The sequence below is a fragment of the Streptomyces saintjeani genome (assembly GCF_055409605.1).
In genome coordinates this window covers 491,518-505,864 of the sequence record NZ_CP189624.1, presented here as the reverse complement: position 1 = coordinate 505,864, position 14,347 = coordinate 491,518, and the positions used below count along the sequence as shown (strand labels likewise).

The 14,347-nt window shown below is 70.3% G+C and carries 12 protein-coding genes; 8 read left to right on the top strand and 4 right to left on the bottom strand.

Annotated features, from left to right (window positions below; translation table 11 throughout):
- Nucleotides 1-657 (top strand): HAD family hydrolase, encoded by a 657-nt coding sequence (locus ACQCO7_RS02320; RefSeq protein ID WP_464070188.1) that lies wholly within the window; start codon nt 1-3, stop codon nt 655-657.
- On the opposite strand, the gene ACQCO7_RS02315 is transcribed toward ACQCO7_RS02320, so the two are convergent.
- Nucleotides 588-2,069, bottom strand: coding sequence for a type I restriction-modification system subunit M (locus ACQCO7_RS02315; RefSeq protein ID WP_464070187.1), 1,482 nt, complete (start codon nt 2,067-2,069; stop codon nt 588-590). The two genes, ACQCO7_RS02320 and ACQCO7_RS02315, sit on opposite strands and share 70 nt — an antisense overlap.
- A gap of 94 nt (nt 2,070-2,163) precedes the next feature.
- On the opposite strand from ACQCO7_RS02315, the gene ACQCO7_RS02310 reads away from it, so the two are divergent.
- Genes ACQCO7_RS02310 through ACQCO7_RS02290 form a run of 5 tightly spaced genes read left to right on the top strand, consistent with a single transcriptional unit; the run spans nt 2,164 to nt 9,076 of the window.
- Nucleotides 2,164-2,478 carry a trypco2 family protein gene (locus ACQCO7_RS02310; RefSeq protein ID WP_464070186.1) on the top strand — a complete coding sequence of 105 codons (315 nt, stop codon included), beginning with the start codon at nt 2,164-2,166 and terminating at the stop codon, nt 2,476-2,478.
- Between the two features lies 1 nt (nt 2,479).
- Entirely contained in the window at nt 2,480-4,579 is a 2,100-nt protein-coding gene (locus tag ACQCO7_RS02305) for a VMAP-C domain-containing protein (RefSeq protein ID WP_464070185.1), read from the top strand.
- Nucleotides 4,576-5,508 carry an AAA family ATPase gene (locus tag ACQCO7_RS02300; RefSeq protein ID WP_464070184.1) on the top strand — a complete coding sequence of 311 codons (933 nt, stop codon included), beginning with the start codon at nt 4,576-4,578 and terminating at the stop codon, nt 5,506-5,508. The genes ACQCO7_RS02305 and ACQCO7_RS02300 overlap by 4 nt, the downstream gene beginning before the upstream one ends.
- A gap of 16 nt (nt 5,509-5,524) precedes the next feature.
- Nucleotides 5,525-8,608 carry an SAV_2336 N-terminal domain-related protein gene (locus ACQCO7_RS02295; protein WP_464070183.1) on the top strand — a complete coding sequence of 1,028 codons (3,084 nt, stop codon included), beginning with the start codon at nt 5,525-5,527 and terminating at the stop codon, nt 8,606-8,608.
- A gap of 60 nt (nt 8,609-8,668) precedes the next feature.
- Nucleotides 8,669-9,076, top strand: a complete 408-nt coding sequence (locus tag ACQCO7_RS02290) for a PPOX class F420-dependent oxidoreductase (protein WP_464070182.1) — start codon at nt 8,669-8,671, stop codon at nt 9,074-9,076.
- A gap of 10 nt (nt 9,077-9,086) precedes the next feature.
- Here the strand turns inward: ACQCO7_RS02290 and ACQCO7_RS02285 are convergent, their stop codons facing one another.
- A complete protein-coding gene (locus tag ACQCO7_RS02285) occupies nt 9,087-9,533 on the bottom strand; it encodes a winged helix-turn-helix transcriptional regulator (protein ID WP_464070181.1) in 447 nt (148 codons plus the stop codon).
- Nucleotides 9,534-9,626: 93 nt separating this feature from the next.
- Here ACQCO7_RS02285 and ACQCO7_RS02280 point away from each other — a divergent pair, with 93 nt between their 5' ends.
- Nucleotides 9,627-10,850, top strand: a complete 1,224-nt coding sequence (locus ACQCO7_RS02280; protein WP_464070180.1) for an MFS transporter — start codon at nt 9,627-9,629, stop codon at nt 10,848-10,850.
- On the opposite strand, the gene ACQCO7_RS02275 is transcribed toward ACQCO7_RS02280, so the two are convergent.
- Nucleotides 10,841-11,029 (bottom strand): hypothetical protein, encoded by a 189-nt coding sequence (locus ACQCO7_RS02275; RefSeq protein ID WP_464070179.1) that lies wholly within the window; start codon nt 11,027-11,029, stop codon nt 10,841-10,843. The two genes, ACQCO7_RS02280 and ACQCO7_RS02275, sit on opposite strands and share 10 nt — an antisense overlap.
- Nucleotides 11,030-11,092: 63 nt before the next feature.
- The gene (locus tag ACQCO7_RS02270) at nt 11,093-12,037 is read right to left on the bottom strand and encodes a bile acid:sodium symporter (protein WP_464077126.1); all 945 of its coding nucleotides are present in this window, start codon (nt 12,035-12,037) and stop codon (nt 11,093-11,095) included.
- Nucleotides 12,038-12,274: 237 nt separating this feature from the next.
- Between ACQCO7_RS02270 and ACQCO7_RS02265 the strand changes: the two genes are divergently transcribed.
- Nucleotides 12,275-14,347, top strand: coding sequence for a HelD family protein (locus tag ACQCO7_RS02265; RefSeq protein WP_464070178.1), 2,073 nt, complete (start codon nt 12,275-12,277; stop codon nt 14,345-14,347).

The following is a 14,347-nucleotide window of genomic DNA, read 5'->3' as shown; positions in this document are numbered from 1 at the left end:
GTGGTGCGATACCAGGGGATCGTCTTCGACCTCGACGGGACGCTCGCGGATACTCCCGGGGCGATCGTTTCCATCACCGTGAAGGTGCTGCGGGAGTTGGGTCGCTCGGTGGACGAGGCCGCCGTGCGGGCCACCGTGGGGAAGCCGCTCGACCAGAACTTCGCCGGGTTGCTCGAACTGCCGGTGGATCATCCCCAGGTGGCCGAGGCCATGGCCGCTTATCGGGCCGGGTTCGGGGAGCATCTTGAGGAGCAGCGGGAGCGGATGCTGTATCCCGGGGTTGCCGAGGGGCTCAGCAAGTTGCTGGATCTCGGGCATACGTTGGCCATTGCCACGTCCAAGACGCATGAGGCGGCTGTGCGGACGCTGCGGGCTACGGGGATTCTCGATCGGTTCGCTGTCGTCGCCGGGCATGATTCGGTGGGGCGGGGGAAGCCGGCGCCCGATATGGCGTTGTATGTCGCGGAGAAGCTGGCGCTGCCTGCCGAGCGGTGTGTTGTCGTCGGGGACGCGGTGGGGGACATCGAGATGGCATCCGCTGCCGGGATGGCCTCTGTCGGGGTTTCGTACGGGGTGGCTACGGCTGATCAGTTGCTGGAGTCTGGGGCGCTGGTGATCGCCGATTCGTTCGACGGGGTGGTGTCGGCGGTGCTTTGAGGGGGGAAGTCGTAGCCGTCGAAGATGGCGTAGAGGTCCTGCATGAGGTTCGGTGGGGGCGGGGCCGGGGTTACGTAGTGGCCGGGGACCAGGGCGTAGTCGTTGTCGCGTACGGCTTCGAGGGAGGCCGAGTGGCAGAACTCGGGCTGGTTCTCGTACGGCTGCGATGATCCGCGCCAGGCGTGGTAGGCACCGGAGATGTTCGCGAGGTCGGCGTCCGTCAGTACGCGTTCGGCCTTGCGGACTCTCTCGCCCATTTCGTGAGCGTCGATGAACAGGATCTGGTTGCGGCGGGACGACTTGTCCTTGTCGAGGATCCAGAGGCAGGCCGGGATGTCCGTCGAGAGGAAGAGGCGGGGTGGGAGGGCGACGATGCAGGAGACGACGTCGGCTTCCACCATGGCTCGGCGGATCTCGGCCTCGGCCTTGTTGCGTGAGTGCAGGGAACCGTTGGCCAGGATGACTGCGGCGGTTCCGGCGGGGGCCAGCTTCGAGATCACGTGCTGGAGCCAGGCGTAGTTCGCGTTACTGGCCGGGGGGACGCCGTACATCCAGCGGGGGTCGGATGCGTCTCGGGGCCGGTCCTTGATGTTGAACGGGGGGTGGGCCAGTACGAAGTCGGCCTGGAGGCTTGGGTGTTGGTCGGTGGTGAGGGTGTCGGCCCAGCGGTCGGACAAGTCGCCGTCGATGCCGTGGACGAGGAGGTTCATCCTGGCCAGGCGCCAGGTGCGCTCGTTGACTTCCTGGCCGTATACGGAGGAACGGTTGCCCTGGAACGCGGCTGCCTGGACGAGCATGTTGGCTGAGCCGCACACCGGGTCGTACACCCGCCCCTGGTACGGCTCCAGCATGTCCAGGATGAGCCGGGTCACGGACTGCGGGGTGTGGAATTCGCCGCCTCGTTTGCCTTCCATGCGTGCGAAGGCGTCGAGCATGTACTCGTAGGCTGCGCCGCCCCATGCCGGATCGTACGAGGTGTGCTGGAAGAGGCCGAGCAGGCTGGCCAGTTGGTCCTGGTCGATGCCGGCGCGGTAGAAGACCTTCGGGAGGACACCGGCCAAGGAGGGATTGGCCTGCATGATCGCATCCATCGCCGCACCGAGGAATCTGCCCGTGTTCTCGTTCCTGGCGTTGGCCTCGATCCAGGACCAACTCGCTTCCTGCGGCACCCAGATCTGGTACTCGGCAGGGTCTTCCAGCAGCTCGGCTGCCTGCTCTTCGGGGACACCTCTCCTGAACAGCGTCTCGGTGAGTTCCCTCTGACGTTTGTCGAAGGCGCTGGTGGCGTGCCTCAGGAAGACCAGCCCGAGCACCAACTCCTTGTACTGAGCGGCATCGACAGACCCCCGCAGCTTGTCGACGGCCCGCCACAGTAAATTGCTGAACTCCTCGGCAGACGCCTCTTGCAGCATGTGGCGATCACCCCCGCCCGGATTCTTCCACGACCGATCCGCCAGCGCTGTAACGTACCGACAACGCACTGTTTTTGACCGGGGGGCGCACCAAATGTCGACGATCGGCCTGGCCGCAGCCATAGAAGAGCTGCGCCAAGAGCTGTACGAAGCCCAACGCCTCGGCGTCAACCAGCAGTTCGCCTTCGGTGTCGAAGAAGCCCAGCTGGAGCTCCAGTTGGAGCTGCGCAAGTCCGCCAAGGGCGACGGCAAGCTCAGCTTCGGCGTAGTGGCCGTCGGCGGCGGTGGGGAGCAAGCCTCCGTCCGTACCCACAAGTTGACCCTCAAACTCTCCGTCAAGGACCGAGCCGCAGGCGGCACCAGCCCCGAGGTCGGGGACGACGAGACCGGGTCACCGGACGAGGACTGAGATGGACCCGCGCAGACTTGCCCTGATCCGCAGCGGGGACGCGGAGCGTCACACCGTCGGTTCCGGGTATCTGATCGCCCCACGGCTGGTGTTGACGGCACGTCACGTACTCGTCGACCGGGCCACAGCCCAGTTCTGGCCGAAGATCAAGGTGTACGTCGGCCACGAATGCGACGGCGAGCAGATCAGGACCTCAGCACAACTCCTCTGGGAACACCCCTCCGGCCTGGACATCGCCCTCCTCCGACTCGCCGAGGAGATCGACCTCCCGGACCCCGTCCGCTGGGGCCGCCCCGAAGGCCGCGCCCCCCTCCCGTACGAGGGCCTCGGCTATCCCTGGGCGTCCAGGAACGGCCAGCTCCGCGCCCCCGAACACCTCCGTGGCTTTCTCCCCGTCCTCTCCGGCGGCAAGGACCGCTACGTCCTGGACCAGACCCCGGCCCCCGCTCCCCGCGTCGGCGGCAACGCGTGGGGAGGAGCCTCGGGCGCCGCGATCTTCTGCGGCGGCCACCTCGTGTGCGTCGTCACCGAGGAGGACCAGGCATACGGGGCGCGCCGACTCATCGCCGTACCCGTCTCCTCCTTCGCGACGGACGACACGTTCACGGCCCACATCGGCGCCTGTCCCCAACTGGCCCCGATCGGCGCCCCGTTGCCCAAGGCGGAGCCCGGCGTTGAACGTACCTCCACCGAAAGGGAGTTGGAGAGACTGCTCCGCCCCCTGCTGCCGGACGCGACGACCCGCACCGAACACGGCAAGGAGCTGGCCCACCAACTCGGCTACGACACCGCCGGATACGACCCGTGCGCGGCAGACCTCGTCACCCTCGCCCTCACTCACCCCCGCGCCCTCGCGACCCTCTCCGAAACCCTCGCGCAGAACGCGACGAACCGCACCGCCCTCACCACCCTCCTGACCACGACCAGAACCCTCGGCCACGGCGCCCTCCTCTCCCTGAACGAGTACGACGACCTGCTCACCCTCCTCCGCGGCAGCCGCGACGACGAACCGACCCTGATACCCCGAGCGGCCCGCGAGGCGCTGCGTTATGCCGTGCTCCCCGAGGCCCTCAACCAGCCGCGCCTGGACGAGGCCCAACTCGCCGACGCAATCGCGGAGTTGGAGGGCCTGTCCGACAAGGGCGCTCCCGCGCTGCTGAAGGTCGTCGAGTACATCGCGGCGGCCACCGAACAGTGCGACGGCCTCCGTGCCTGGTCGAAAGCGGTCGCCGACCGCCTCGGTATCCACCAGGACGTACTGGCCGAGCACCGCGCGGACGCCGAGCGGTGGGCGAAGCGACCCGCGTCCCCCGTGTCGCGGGTCGTGATGAGCCTGGAGCGTGACGAAGCGGCGGGGGAGGAGCGGTACCGGTGCCGGATCCTGCTCGTCCGGGACGACGGGACGCACCGGGTGCTGAAGGAGGTGGAGTCGGTGTCCAAGACCCCGCAGGAAGTGGCGAGTTGCCTGAGCGAGGCGGTCTTCGCCGTACGTGAGGAACCCGGGCAGGGGGACACCGTGCCGTGGGTGACGGTCGAGGTCGACCGGGACGGGCTTCAGCGGGCCGTCGACGAATGGGTGCCCGGCGCGGTCGACGACATCCTCCCCGCCCGCCCGATCGGCGCGGACTACCGCGTCTCCCTCAGCTGCCCCGAGTTCCGCAAGCGCGGCGAGGACGACCAGAAGCGCCGGTGGAGGCACGGGCGACAGGTCACCCTCGTCGTCGACCCCGCGTGCGACAGCGTGCACCGCCTCGTCCACCTCCTGCGCACCGACCACCGCGACACCGCCCGCGTCGTCCTCCACGGCCCCGCCGACCAGCGCAAACCCTGGCTCCTCGCCACCCTCGCCCTCGGCGCCCCGGTCGTCCTGTGGGACCGGGACGCGAGCGGCCACGAGGACGCCGTACGGCTGGTCGGCCTCGCGCCCGCAGGCGATCTGGACGGACTCCCCGAACGCGTACGGCACTTCAGGAGCGACACGGCCGCCCGACGGGGAGAGCGCCGGGCGCGGCCCTCGCTCGTCTGGGAGCCGGAAGAGCGTCACCCGAGGAGCGAGTCGCTGCTGCTGGCGGACCCCGCGAGAGGAACCAACGCGTCATGACCACCGACTGGCGCCTCTTCCACGGCGACGGCGAACCCCGCGACACCCCCTTCCCCGCCGCCCCGCCCTGGCGCCGCTTCGACCGCCCCGGACCCGGCACCGAAACCCCCCGCCCCTACCTCATCGACGACGACGCCGCCGACGTCGTCAACGCCGCCCTCCACCTCCGCCGCCCCCTCCTCGTCACCGGCCAGCCCGGCACCGGCAAGTCCTCCCTCGCCCACGCCGTCGCCCACGAACTCGGTCTCGGCCGCGTCCTCCAGTGGCCCGTCAACAGCCGCTCCACCCTCCAGGACGCCCTGTACCAGTACGACGCCGTCGGCCGCCTGCGTGAGGCGACCCTGCGCCGCGACGCCGAGCCCGACATCGGCCAGTACCTCCGCCTCGGCCCCCTCGGCAGCGCCCTCATTCCGCGCACCCGCCCCCGCGTCCTGCTCATCGACGAACTCGACAAGGGCGACGTCGACCTCCCCAACGACCTCCTCACCGTCTTCGAGGAAGGCGAGTTCGCGATCCCCGAACTCAGCCGCCTGCGCGACGACGACGCCCCCGTGCACGTCCTGACCGACGACCCCGACGAGACCGCGCCCGTCACCAAGGGCCGCGTCCGCTGCGCCGAGTTCCCCGTCGTCGTCATCACCAGCAACGGCGAACGCGACTTCCCGCCCGCCTTCCTGCGCCGCTGCGTACGCCTCGACCTCCCCGACCCCGACGAACAACGGCTCCGGCAGATCGTCGCCGCGCACCTCGGCCCCGATGCCCTCGACGGCGTGGACGACCTCCTGCGCGAGTTCCTCGGCCGCCGCGCCACCGGCGAACTCGCCACCGACCAGCTCCTGAACGCCGTCTTCCTGCGCAAGGGCGGCGTCCACCTCGACGCGGGCGCCCTCCTGGACGCCGTACTGCACCGCCTCGGCGGAGCCGTGTGACGCCATGCTCTCCCGCGTGACGAAGATCCTCGCCGAGAGCGGGGCCGAGCTGTCCCACGAGGAACTCCTCGACGCCCTGTGGCTCGCGATGCGCCGGGGCCCCACGCCGCTGGCCCGCGCCACCGGCGTACCCGAGACACCCCCGGTCCCGGTCCCGGTCCCGGAGGAACCCCCGGCACCCACCCCACGCCCCACCCCGACGGCGCCGCCCCTGCCGCCGAAGGAACCCGCGCGCCCCATCACCGCCACGGACGACACCCCGAAGGCGCCCACCAGCGCCACGACCCCGTCCCTCGCGCTCCCCGTCCGCACCCCCGAACCCCGCCCCACCGGCCAACTCCACCTCGGCAAAGCCCTGCGCCCCCTGCGCCAGCGCTTCCCCGACCGCCGCCGCCCCGAACTCGACCTCGCCCGCACGGTCGCCGCCATCGCCGACACCGGCATCCCCGAGACCGTCACCCGCCCGGCCCGCACCCGCTGGCTCTCCCTCGCCCTCGTCATCGACGACGGCGTGTCCATGGTGCTGTGGCAGCGGCTCGCGTCCGACGTCCGCCGGCTCATGGAACGCGCGGGCGCCTTCCGCGACGTACGCGTCTACGGACTCGACACCCGCGCCGCCGTCCCCGTCCTGCGCACCAGCCCCTACCGGAGAGGGCGCGACCTCTCGCCCAAGGCCCTGTGCGATCCGGGCGGGAACACGCTCGTCCTCGTCATCAGCGACGGGGTGGGTTCCGGCTGGCGGGACGGCGGGATGCGCGGGGTGCTGGACCGGTGGGGGCGCTGCGGGCCCGTCGCGATCGTCCACGCGCTGCCGGGGCGGCTCTGGGCGGGTACGGGGATCGACGTACGGCCCGCGCAGGTCACGTCCCACCGGCGCGGCGGGCCCACCCATGACTGGCAGGCGGCCGACCCCGACCTGCCGCTCGGCCTCACCCACTTCGACTCCGTCCCCGTACCCGTCCTCACACCGACCCCACAGGCCGTCGGCGCGTGGTCGCGGCTCCTCGCATCGCCGGGGAGTACGGCACTCCTCTCGCTGTGGGAGGGGCGAACTGATGCGATCCGTACGGTGGTTGAGGTGCCGGAGGGTGACGCCGTCCTGCGTTTCCGGGAGGCCGCGTCCGCCGAGGCGTACCGGCTCGCGGCACATGTCGCGGCCGTCGCTCCGGTCACGCCGCCGGTGATGCGGCTGGTGCAGACGGCACTTGGTGCGCCTACCGACGCCGGACACCTCATGGAGGTGTTCCTCGGAGGGCTCATGCACGAGGTCGACGCATCCGAACGGCTGCCGCAGCACCGGCGGTTCGACTTCTCGGGGGAGGATCGGCGGGCGCTGCTCAGTGCGGTGTCGGCGGGGGAGTTGCTGCGTACGGCCGATGCGGTGGCCCGGGACATCGAGGATGCGGTGGGGCGGTCGCCGGTGTTTCCGGCGTGGGTGGGGCATCCGGACGGGACGGCTGTCGTGGACGACACGGGGCGGTCGTTCGGGTGGCTGCGGGAGCAACTCCTCGTGCGGCTCGGGGTGTCGGGCGGGGAGGGGGATCCGGCGCCGCCGGGATGGAGTCCGTTGTCGCCGGACGATCCTCAACGGCTCGGCTGGTTCCGGCTGTTGTGGCGTAGTACCCGGGGGTGGCCGCACATCACGATGTACCTGGCGCAGGGGCGGGACGGAAACCTGGTCACGGTGCGGGCGCCTGTGTCGTTGTACGCGGATGATCCGGCGGCTGCGGTGGAGCTGGTGCGGACGGAGGCGGAGTGTCTGCGCAGGATGGGTGGCATCCATGCGCCCGCCTTGCTGGATGTGCAGGCTGACAACATTGACGAACTCCCCTGGATCGCCTCGGAGTTGATGGAGCGGGCGGGCGTGCCCGCGCCCAACCTGCGCGACGTCCTCGCGAGCCATGGGGGAGTGGTCCCCCAGGACGTCTTCCTGCGGATCGGCCTGACTCTCTCCCTGGCCCTCACCCGCGCCCACGAACTCGGCCTCGTGCACGGCTCCATCGCGCCGAGGGCGGTACTTCTGACCGATGACGGTGCCCGGCTGATCGGGTGGATGACCGCGACCGTGGACGGGGCCGACAGCCCGCACCGTGACCTACTGCCGCTCACCGAGACCTACTTGGGCGGGGGTGAGGTCTCTCCCGAAAGCGATGTGTACGCCGCCGGTGCGCTGCTCCTGGCATTTCTCGCCGGGAGTTGGGAGTACCCCAGGGCCGGCTTGGCCTCTCGAATCGATCCGGTGCTCCTCGTGACACTCCAGCACTGCCTGGAGCACCAGCCTGCGGACAGACCGTCCGCAAGGGAGTTGGTGGAGGCGTTCACCTCCGCAGTGGATGGACCGACTAGCGCTGACACGACGGACCTTGACCTCGTGTTCGATGACCTCCTGCGGATGGAGCCACTGGCCCGGGAGGACCTGCTGATCCTCGGGCCGAATCTGGTAGGCCGCCTAATGACGTTCTCCAACCGTCTGGCGAACCTGGGACAGCACGAGGAATCACTCGCTCAGGCCGAGGAAGCCGTGCGCGTCTGCCGCGAGTTGGCCGCAGAGGCTCCGCAGGAGTACGCAGCCGGTCTGGGCGCCGCCCTCAACAACCTGTCCGTACGGCTCGGGGAGTCGGGCCGCGCCGAGGAGAGTCTCGCCGCCTCTTTCGAGGCGAGGGAGGCGTACGAGGCGACGGGCGGTGGCCCCGGTCTCGCGATGGTCCTCAACAACCTGTCCAACTGCCTGGCGGCGGTGGGCCGGAGAGAGGAAGCCCTCGCGGCGGCCGAAGCAGCTGTCGTGGTCGGGACCTACGGGGACCTGGCCAGGGCGTCCACGACCCTCGGTAACCGGCTGAGTGAACTGGGCCGCAGGGAAGAGGCCCTGGACGCGTTCTTGTCAGCCGTACGCGGCTACGACGGACGTGCCTCGGCCGATCACGCCGTCACCCTCAACAACCTCGCCGTCCTGTACGGCACCCTCGGCCGCCACGACGACGCCCTCCGCACGCTCGACGAGAGCACCGCGCTCCAGTCGAGGCTCGAAGGCGCTCCCACGAACGCCCTCCCCCGGATCCGCGCACAATCCGACCGCATCAGAACCTGGCTCACCGGATGATTCCACGGCGCCGCCGCGTTCCCTGAACAGACCGAGCGTTCTCACAAAGGACCCCGAACCATGGCAGCAGAACTTTCCGACGCCCTGAAGCAACACCTCGACGACACCAAGGTCTTCGCCACCGTCGCGACCCTCACGGCCAGCGGCCACCCCCACTTGACCGTCGTCTGGATCAAACGAGACGGCGACGACCTCGTCTTCTCCACGACCGCGGACCGCGCCCAGGGCAAGAACCTGGCCCGCGACCCCCGGGTCACCATCATGATCAACCCCCCGGAGAACCCGTACACCTACGCGGAGATCCGAGGCACCGCCACCGTCACTCCCGACCCCGACCGGGACCTCCCCAACGAACTCTCCCTCAAATACACCGGCCAGGACTACGCCACGTTCAACCCGGCATCGAAGCAGGACGGCGACCGCGTCATCGTCCGCGTGACCCCGACAAAGATCACCGGCCGCTTCTGACCCCACCGGCTCAGGAAACCTTACGGACGGCGGTGTCCTCGGAGTCCAGCCGCCGTCCGTCCGCCGAGAGCACCTCCAGCGGGCGCAAGGGCTGTTCGTGCCGCCTGTCCAGCAACTCCGAGTGCGGCTCGCCGGGTTCGAAGAAGTGCTGCTCGCCCCACTGCCGCAGCGCCACGATCACCGGAAACAGGTCCCTGCCCTTGGGAGTCAGGACGTACTCCCGATAGGCGCTCCCGTCCGACGCCGGAACACTTTCGAGAACACCACCGGCGACGAGAGCCCGCAGGCGGGCGGTGAGGATGTTCTTCGCGACCCCGAGACTGCGCTGAAACTCACCGAAGCGCCGACTCCCGTCGAAGGCGTCGCGGACGACCAGCAGGGACCACCAGTCGCCGATCGCGTCGACGGAACGGGCGACGGGGCAGTCGCTGTCGTCGAACCGGGTTCTGGTGACCATGTCGTCCCTCGCTCTCCAGGTGGTTGCAACATGCTACCAGTGATGGCTATCGTCCCCATCGGTTGCAAGTTGAAACCAAGCCTTGGGAGCCAGATGTCAGACACCGTGGAGAAGCGCGCCTTCGTGCTGTCCCGCCGCATCGTCCTGCTGTTCGCTGTCGCCTGCGGAGCCTCCGTCGCCAACGTCTACTTCTCGCAGCCGCTGTTGGTGACCATGGGCGGCGAACTCGACATGGGCCCGGGGCTGATCGGGAGCGTCGTGACCCTCACGCATGTCGGGTACGCGCTCGGGCTGTTCTTCCTCGTGCCGCTGGGCGACGTGACCGACCGGCGGCGGCTGATCGTGGGGCAACTGGCCTTGCTCGTCGTGGCGTTGGGGGTGGTGGCCACGGCGCGTACGGCGCTGGTCCTGCTCGTCGGGATGGCCGCGACGGGGCTGCTCGCCGTGGTGACACAGACGTTGGTGGCCTTCGCGGCGTCACTGGCTCCCGCCGATGGGCGTGGCCGGGTCGTCGGGCTGGTCACCGGCGGAGTGGTCGTCGGGATTCTGCTCGCCCGTACGGTGTCCGGTGTCATGGCCGATCTCGCGGGGTGGCGGTCCGTGTACGCCGCCTCGGCGGGGTGCGTCGCCGTGCTCGCCCTGGTGCTGTACCGGGTACTGCCGGGCGGCGATGACGCTCCGGGCCTGCCGTACGGACAGCTGCTGCGCTCCACGGTTTCCCTGTTCGCGCGGGAACGGCTGCTGCGGGTCCGCGCGATGTACGGGCTGCTGATCTTCGCCGCCTTCAGCACCCTGTGGAGCAGCCTCGCGCTCCCGCTCAGCTCCCTGCCGCACAGCGCGGTCGGGGCGTTGGGGCTGGTCGGGGTCGTGGGTGCACTGGCGGCCGGAGTCGCGGGGCGGTTGAACGATCGCGGGCTGTCCCGGTGGACCACGGGCATCGCGCTGGCGCTGCTCGTCGTCTCGTGGCTGCCGTTGGCCTTCACCCGAAGTTCCTTGTGGGCCTTGGCCGTTGGGGTGGTGCTTCTCGATCTGGCTGTGCAGGCGGTGCACGTCACCAACCAGACGTTGATCTACGCGTCGCATCCGGACGCGGGCAGCAGGGTGATCGGGGGATACATGGTCTTCTACTCGATCGGCAGCGGCGCCGGCGCGCTCGCCGCGACCTCTTTGTACGCGGTCGGGGGCTGGGGCGCCGTCTGTGTGCTGGGGGCGGTGTTCAGCGGGCTCGGGCTTGTGGTGTGGGCGTTCGAGCGCATGCTTCGGCAGGTGGAAGGGGCGGCTGTCCTACGCGACGTCCGGTCGTGTCATCAGGGGTGACCGTGGAGTTCCAGGCTGGGGCCGGTGCTCAGGCGTACGCGGTGCGGGGTGGTGATGACGTACAGGTCGGCTGTGAAGTCGGCGTTGTGCGTTCCGTCTTCGGTCGGGAGGGTGTTGATGTGCGGTGTGGTCGCGAGGTCCACCCCCTCGTGCGGGACGAGCTGCTCGTCGCCCCACATGCCTCGGCGAGGCTGTCCACGGGATCGCTGAAGCGCCCGCCCCCCACCTCAAGGCCCCCCACCTCAGGGCAACAGCCGAGGCACCACCCGCACATACATCACCATCCCCACCACCTCCACCAACGTCTGCGTCACCACAACCACCCCCGCCACAGCCAACCCCTCCGGCAGAGCCAACGCCAACGGCAACACGACCAGCGAATTCCGCGTAGCCCCCGTGAACACGATCGCCCGCCCATCCCGAGCCCCCAGCCGAAACAGCCGCACGACCCCCAACGCCGCGAACGGCATCACGACCAGGAAGACGACGTAGAACGGCACGACACGCGCGACATCCCCCAACCGCCCCGACCCGTCATCCACCTTGGGCACCTGCGAGGCGACGACGGTGAGCAGGACGGCGACCATCAACGGCACCATCGCCACCCCCGCCCCCTCCGCGAACCGCCGCCCGGCCACACGCCGCGCACCCCACGCCTGCGTGAGCCACGCCAGCACCAGCGGCACGACGATCAGCACGACGAACGCCTCGGCAAAGGGCCCGGCATCGACGACGTCCGAGAGGCCGGGCCCCATGAAGAGGAACAGGTACCCCGGCAGAAGAACCATCTGCGCGAGAAGCAGCAACGGCGTAGCGGCGAGAAGCCGTTCACTGCTGCCACCCGCCAGCCCGCTGAAGACGATGACGTAGTCGACGCAAGGGGCGAGCAGAACGAGCAGCACGCCGAGCCGGACGGCGTGATCACCGGGGAGGAACGCGAACATCGCGGCGACCACGAGGGGGACGACGACGAAGTTCACCACCAGCGCCGCCCCCAGGAACCGGCCCGCCCGCGCGGAGCGGACCAGTTCGGCGGCGGGCACCTGGAGGAACGTCACGTACAGGAGCGCGGCGAGCACGGGGTTGATCGCGTGCTCAAGGCCGGGCCCCGCGCCGGGAGCCGCCCGACCGATGAGAGCACCGACGGCCAGCGCCCCGACGTACAGGGCGACCTGGTGGCGTTCCATGCCGGTGACCAGGGCGGAGAAGGAAGGCAACGGGGGCACTCCTGAGGACGGACGAACACCACGACCGTAACCCGTGACTCAGCAGGACCCCGCATCGAGACCACCCGTACCTGGACCCGCGTCGGCCTCAACCGACCGCGCTGGGGGCGAGGACATCCGCCCGGCGGGTAAATCAAGACTTACCTTTGTGCGCGCGCACCCCCATAGTGGTGAGCCGCACCCAGAGGAGGCCCCCCGTTGTCGCAGATCAGCGACGGTCCCGCGCGTCAGGTGAAGGCGCAGCAGGCTTGTGTATCGACCATGTACGGGCTGTTCGACGAGAGGGTGGCGCAGGTCCGGGCGCAGCTCGCGGCTGTCGTCAAGGCGCCGGCCGACGGCGGGCGCGAGGTGTACGAGCGTGATCTCGCCGCCGCCCGGCTCGCCGGGGAGATCCGGCGTTTCGAGGCCGCCGAGAGCGGCATGGTCTTCGGCCGGACCGACGCCGCCGACGGCACCGCCCTGCACATCGGACGTCTCGGCCTGCACCCCGACGACCTCGACCTGCCGCTCCTCGTCGACTGGCGCGCGGAGGCGGCCCGGCCCTTCTACGAGGCCACCGCCGTCGACCCGATGGGCCTGCGCCGCCGGCGCCACCTCCGCCTGGAGGGCCGCACGGTCGGCGCCGTCAATGACGAACTCCTCGACGGCTCCGAGGCAACGCCCGACGACGTCGTGGGCGACAACCCCCTCACGGAGGTCCTCCAGGCGCGGCGAACCGGCCGCATGGGTACGGCGGTTGCCACGCTCCAGGCCGAGCAGCACGCCATCGTCCGCTCACCCCACCGGGGTGTCACCGTCGTCCAGGGCGGGCCCGGCACCGGGAAGACGGTCGTCGCGCTGCACCGGGCGGCGTACGCGCTGTACGCGTTCCCGCGCGCCGCCGAACGCGGGGTGCTGGTCCTCGGGCCCAACGCCCGGTTCCTCGACTACGTGTCCCAGGTGCTGCCCTCCCTCGGTGAGAACGACGTCGTCCTCGCGACGTGCGAGGAACTCGCCGGGGTCGTCCCGTCGGGGACGGAACCGGCCGAGTCGGCGCGGATCAAGGGGAGTTCGGTGCTGGCGGACGCGCTGGCCGGGGTGGTGCGCGAACGGCAGGCGGTGCGCGGCGAGTTCGCCGTCCAGGGCGTGCGGCTCGGGGAGCGGGAGGTCGCGCGGGCCCGGAACGCCGCTGTGGGAACGGGACTTGGGCACAATCGCGCCCGGCAGGTGTTCAAGGAGTACCTCGTCGACGCGGTCACCGACGCGCTGGAGCGGGACGCCCTGGAGACACTGGAGCGCATCGACGCCGAGGTGGCCGAGGCCACGGGACTCGACCTCGACCGTGCCGCCGCCGCTGACCTGCGGAAACTGGGGTACGACGAGGAGGCCGCCGGCAGCGCCGCCGACGAGTTCGACGCGGACGCGGTGCGGGAGGGGCTGCTCGACGATCCCCAAGTCGAGCGGGCGGTGGAGGAGTTGTGGCCGACGCTCACGGCCGAGGTCGTCGTCCGGGCCCTGTTCGCGTCGGGGCTGCCTCAACTCGGCGACGAGGAGCGGGCGTTGCTGGCCGGGTCGGCCGGCGCCGCCTGGTCCGACGCGGACGTTCCGCTCCTGGACGAAGCCGCGAGCCTCGTCGACGGGCCGCCCTCGCGGACGTACGGACATGTCGTCGTCGACGAGGCGCAGGAACTCACCGCGATGCAGTGGCGGATGGTCGTGCGGCGGTGTCCGGCGCGGTCGATGACACTGGTCGGGGACTTCGCGCAGGCGGGACCGGCGACGACGGCCCGTGGCTGGGACGAGGCGCTGACCCCGCACGTCGGCTCGCGCTTCGAGCTGCACACCCTCACGGTCAGCTACCGCACGACGGTCGAGATCCTGGCCACCACCCACGACCTCCTGACCCGCATCGCCCCCGGCCAGAAACCCAGTAGCGCCATCCGGAGCGGCGAGATCCCCCGCACCCTCACCACCACCCCGGACGACTTGACGGCAGCCTTGCTGGCGGAACTCCAGGACCAACACACCAAGCACCCCGGCGAGTTGCTCGGCGTGATCTGCGCGGACACCCGCACCGAGGAACTGCACACCGCCGGCGTCACCCACTGGGCCCACCTGATCCCGGCGTCCCAGGCGCGCGGCCTGGAGTTCGACGGCGTCATCGTCCTCGACCCCGAGGGGATCGAGGCGGCGCGGGTCAGCGGGGAGCGGGATCTGTACGTCGGCCTGACGCGGGCGACGAAACGGCTGTGCACGATCGCCGTCCGGCAGCGCAGCGAGGCGTCCGGGTAG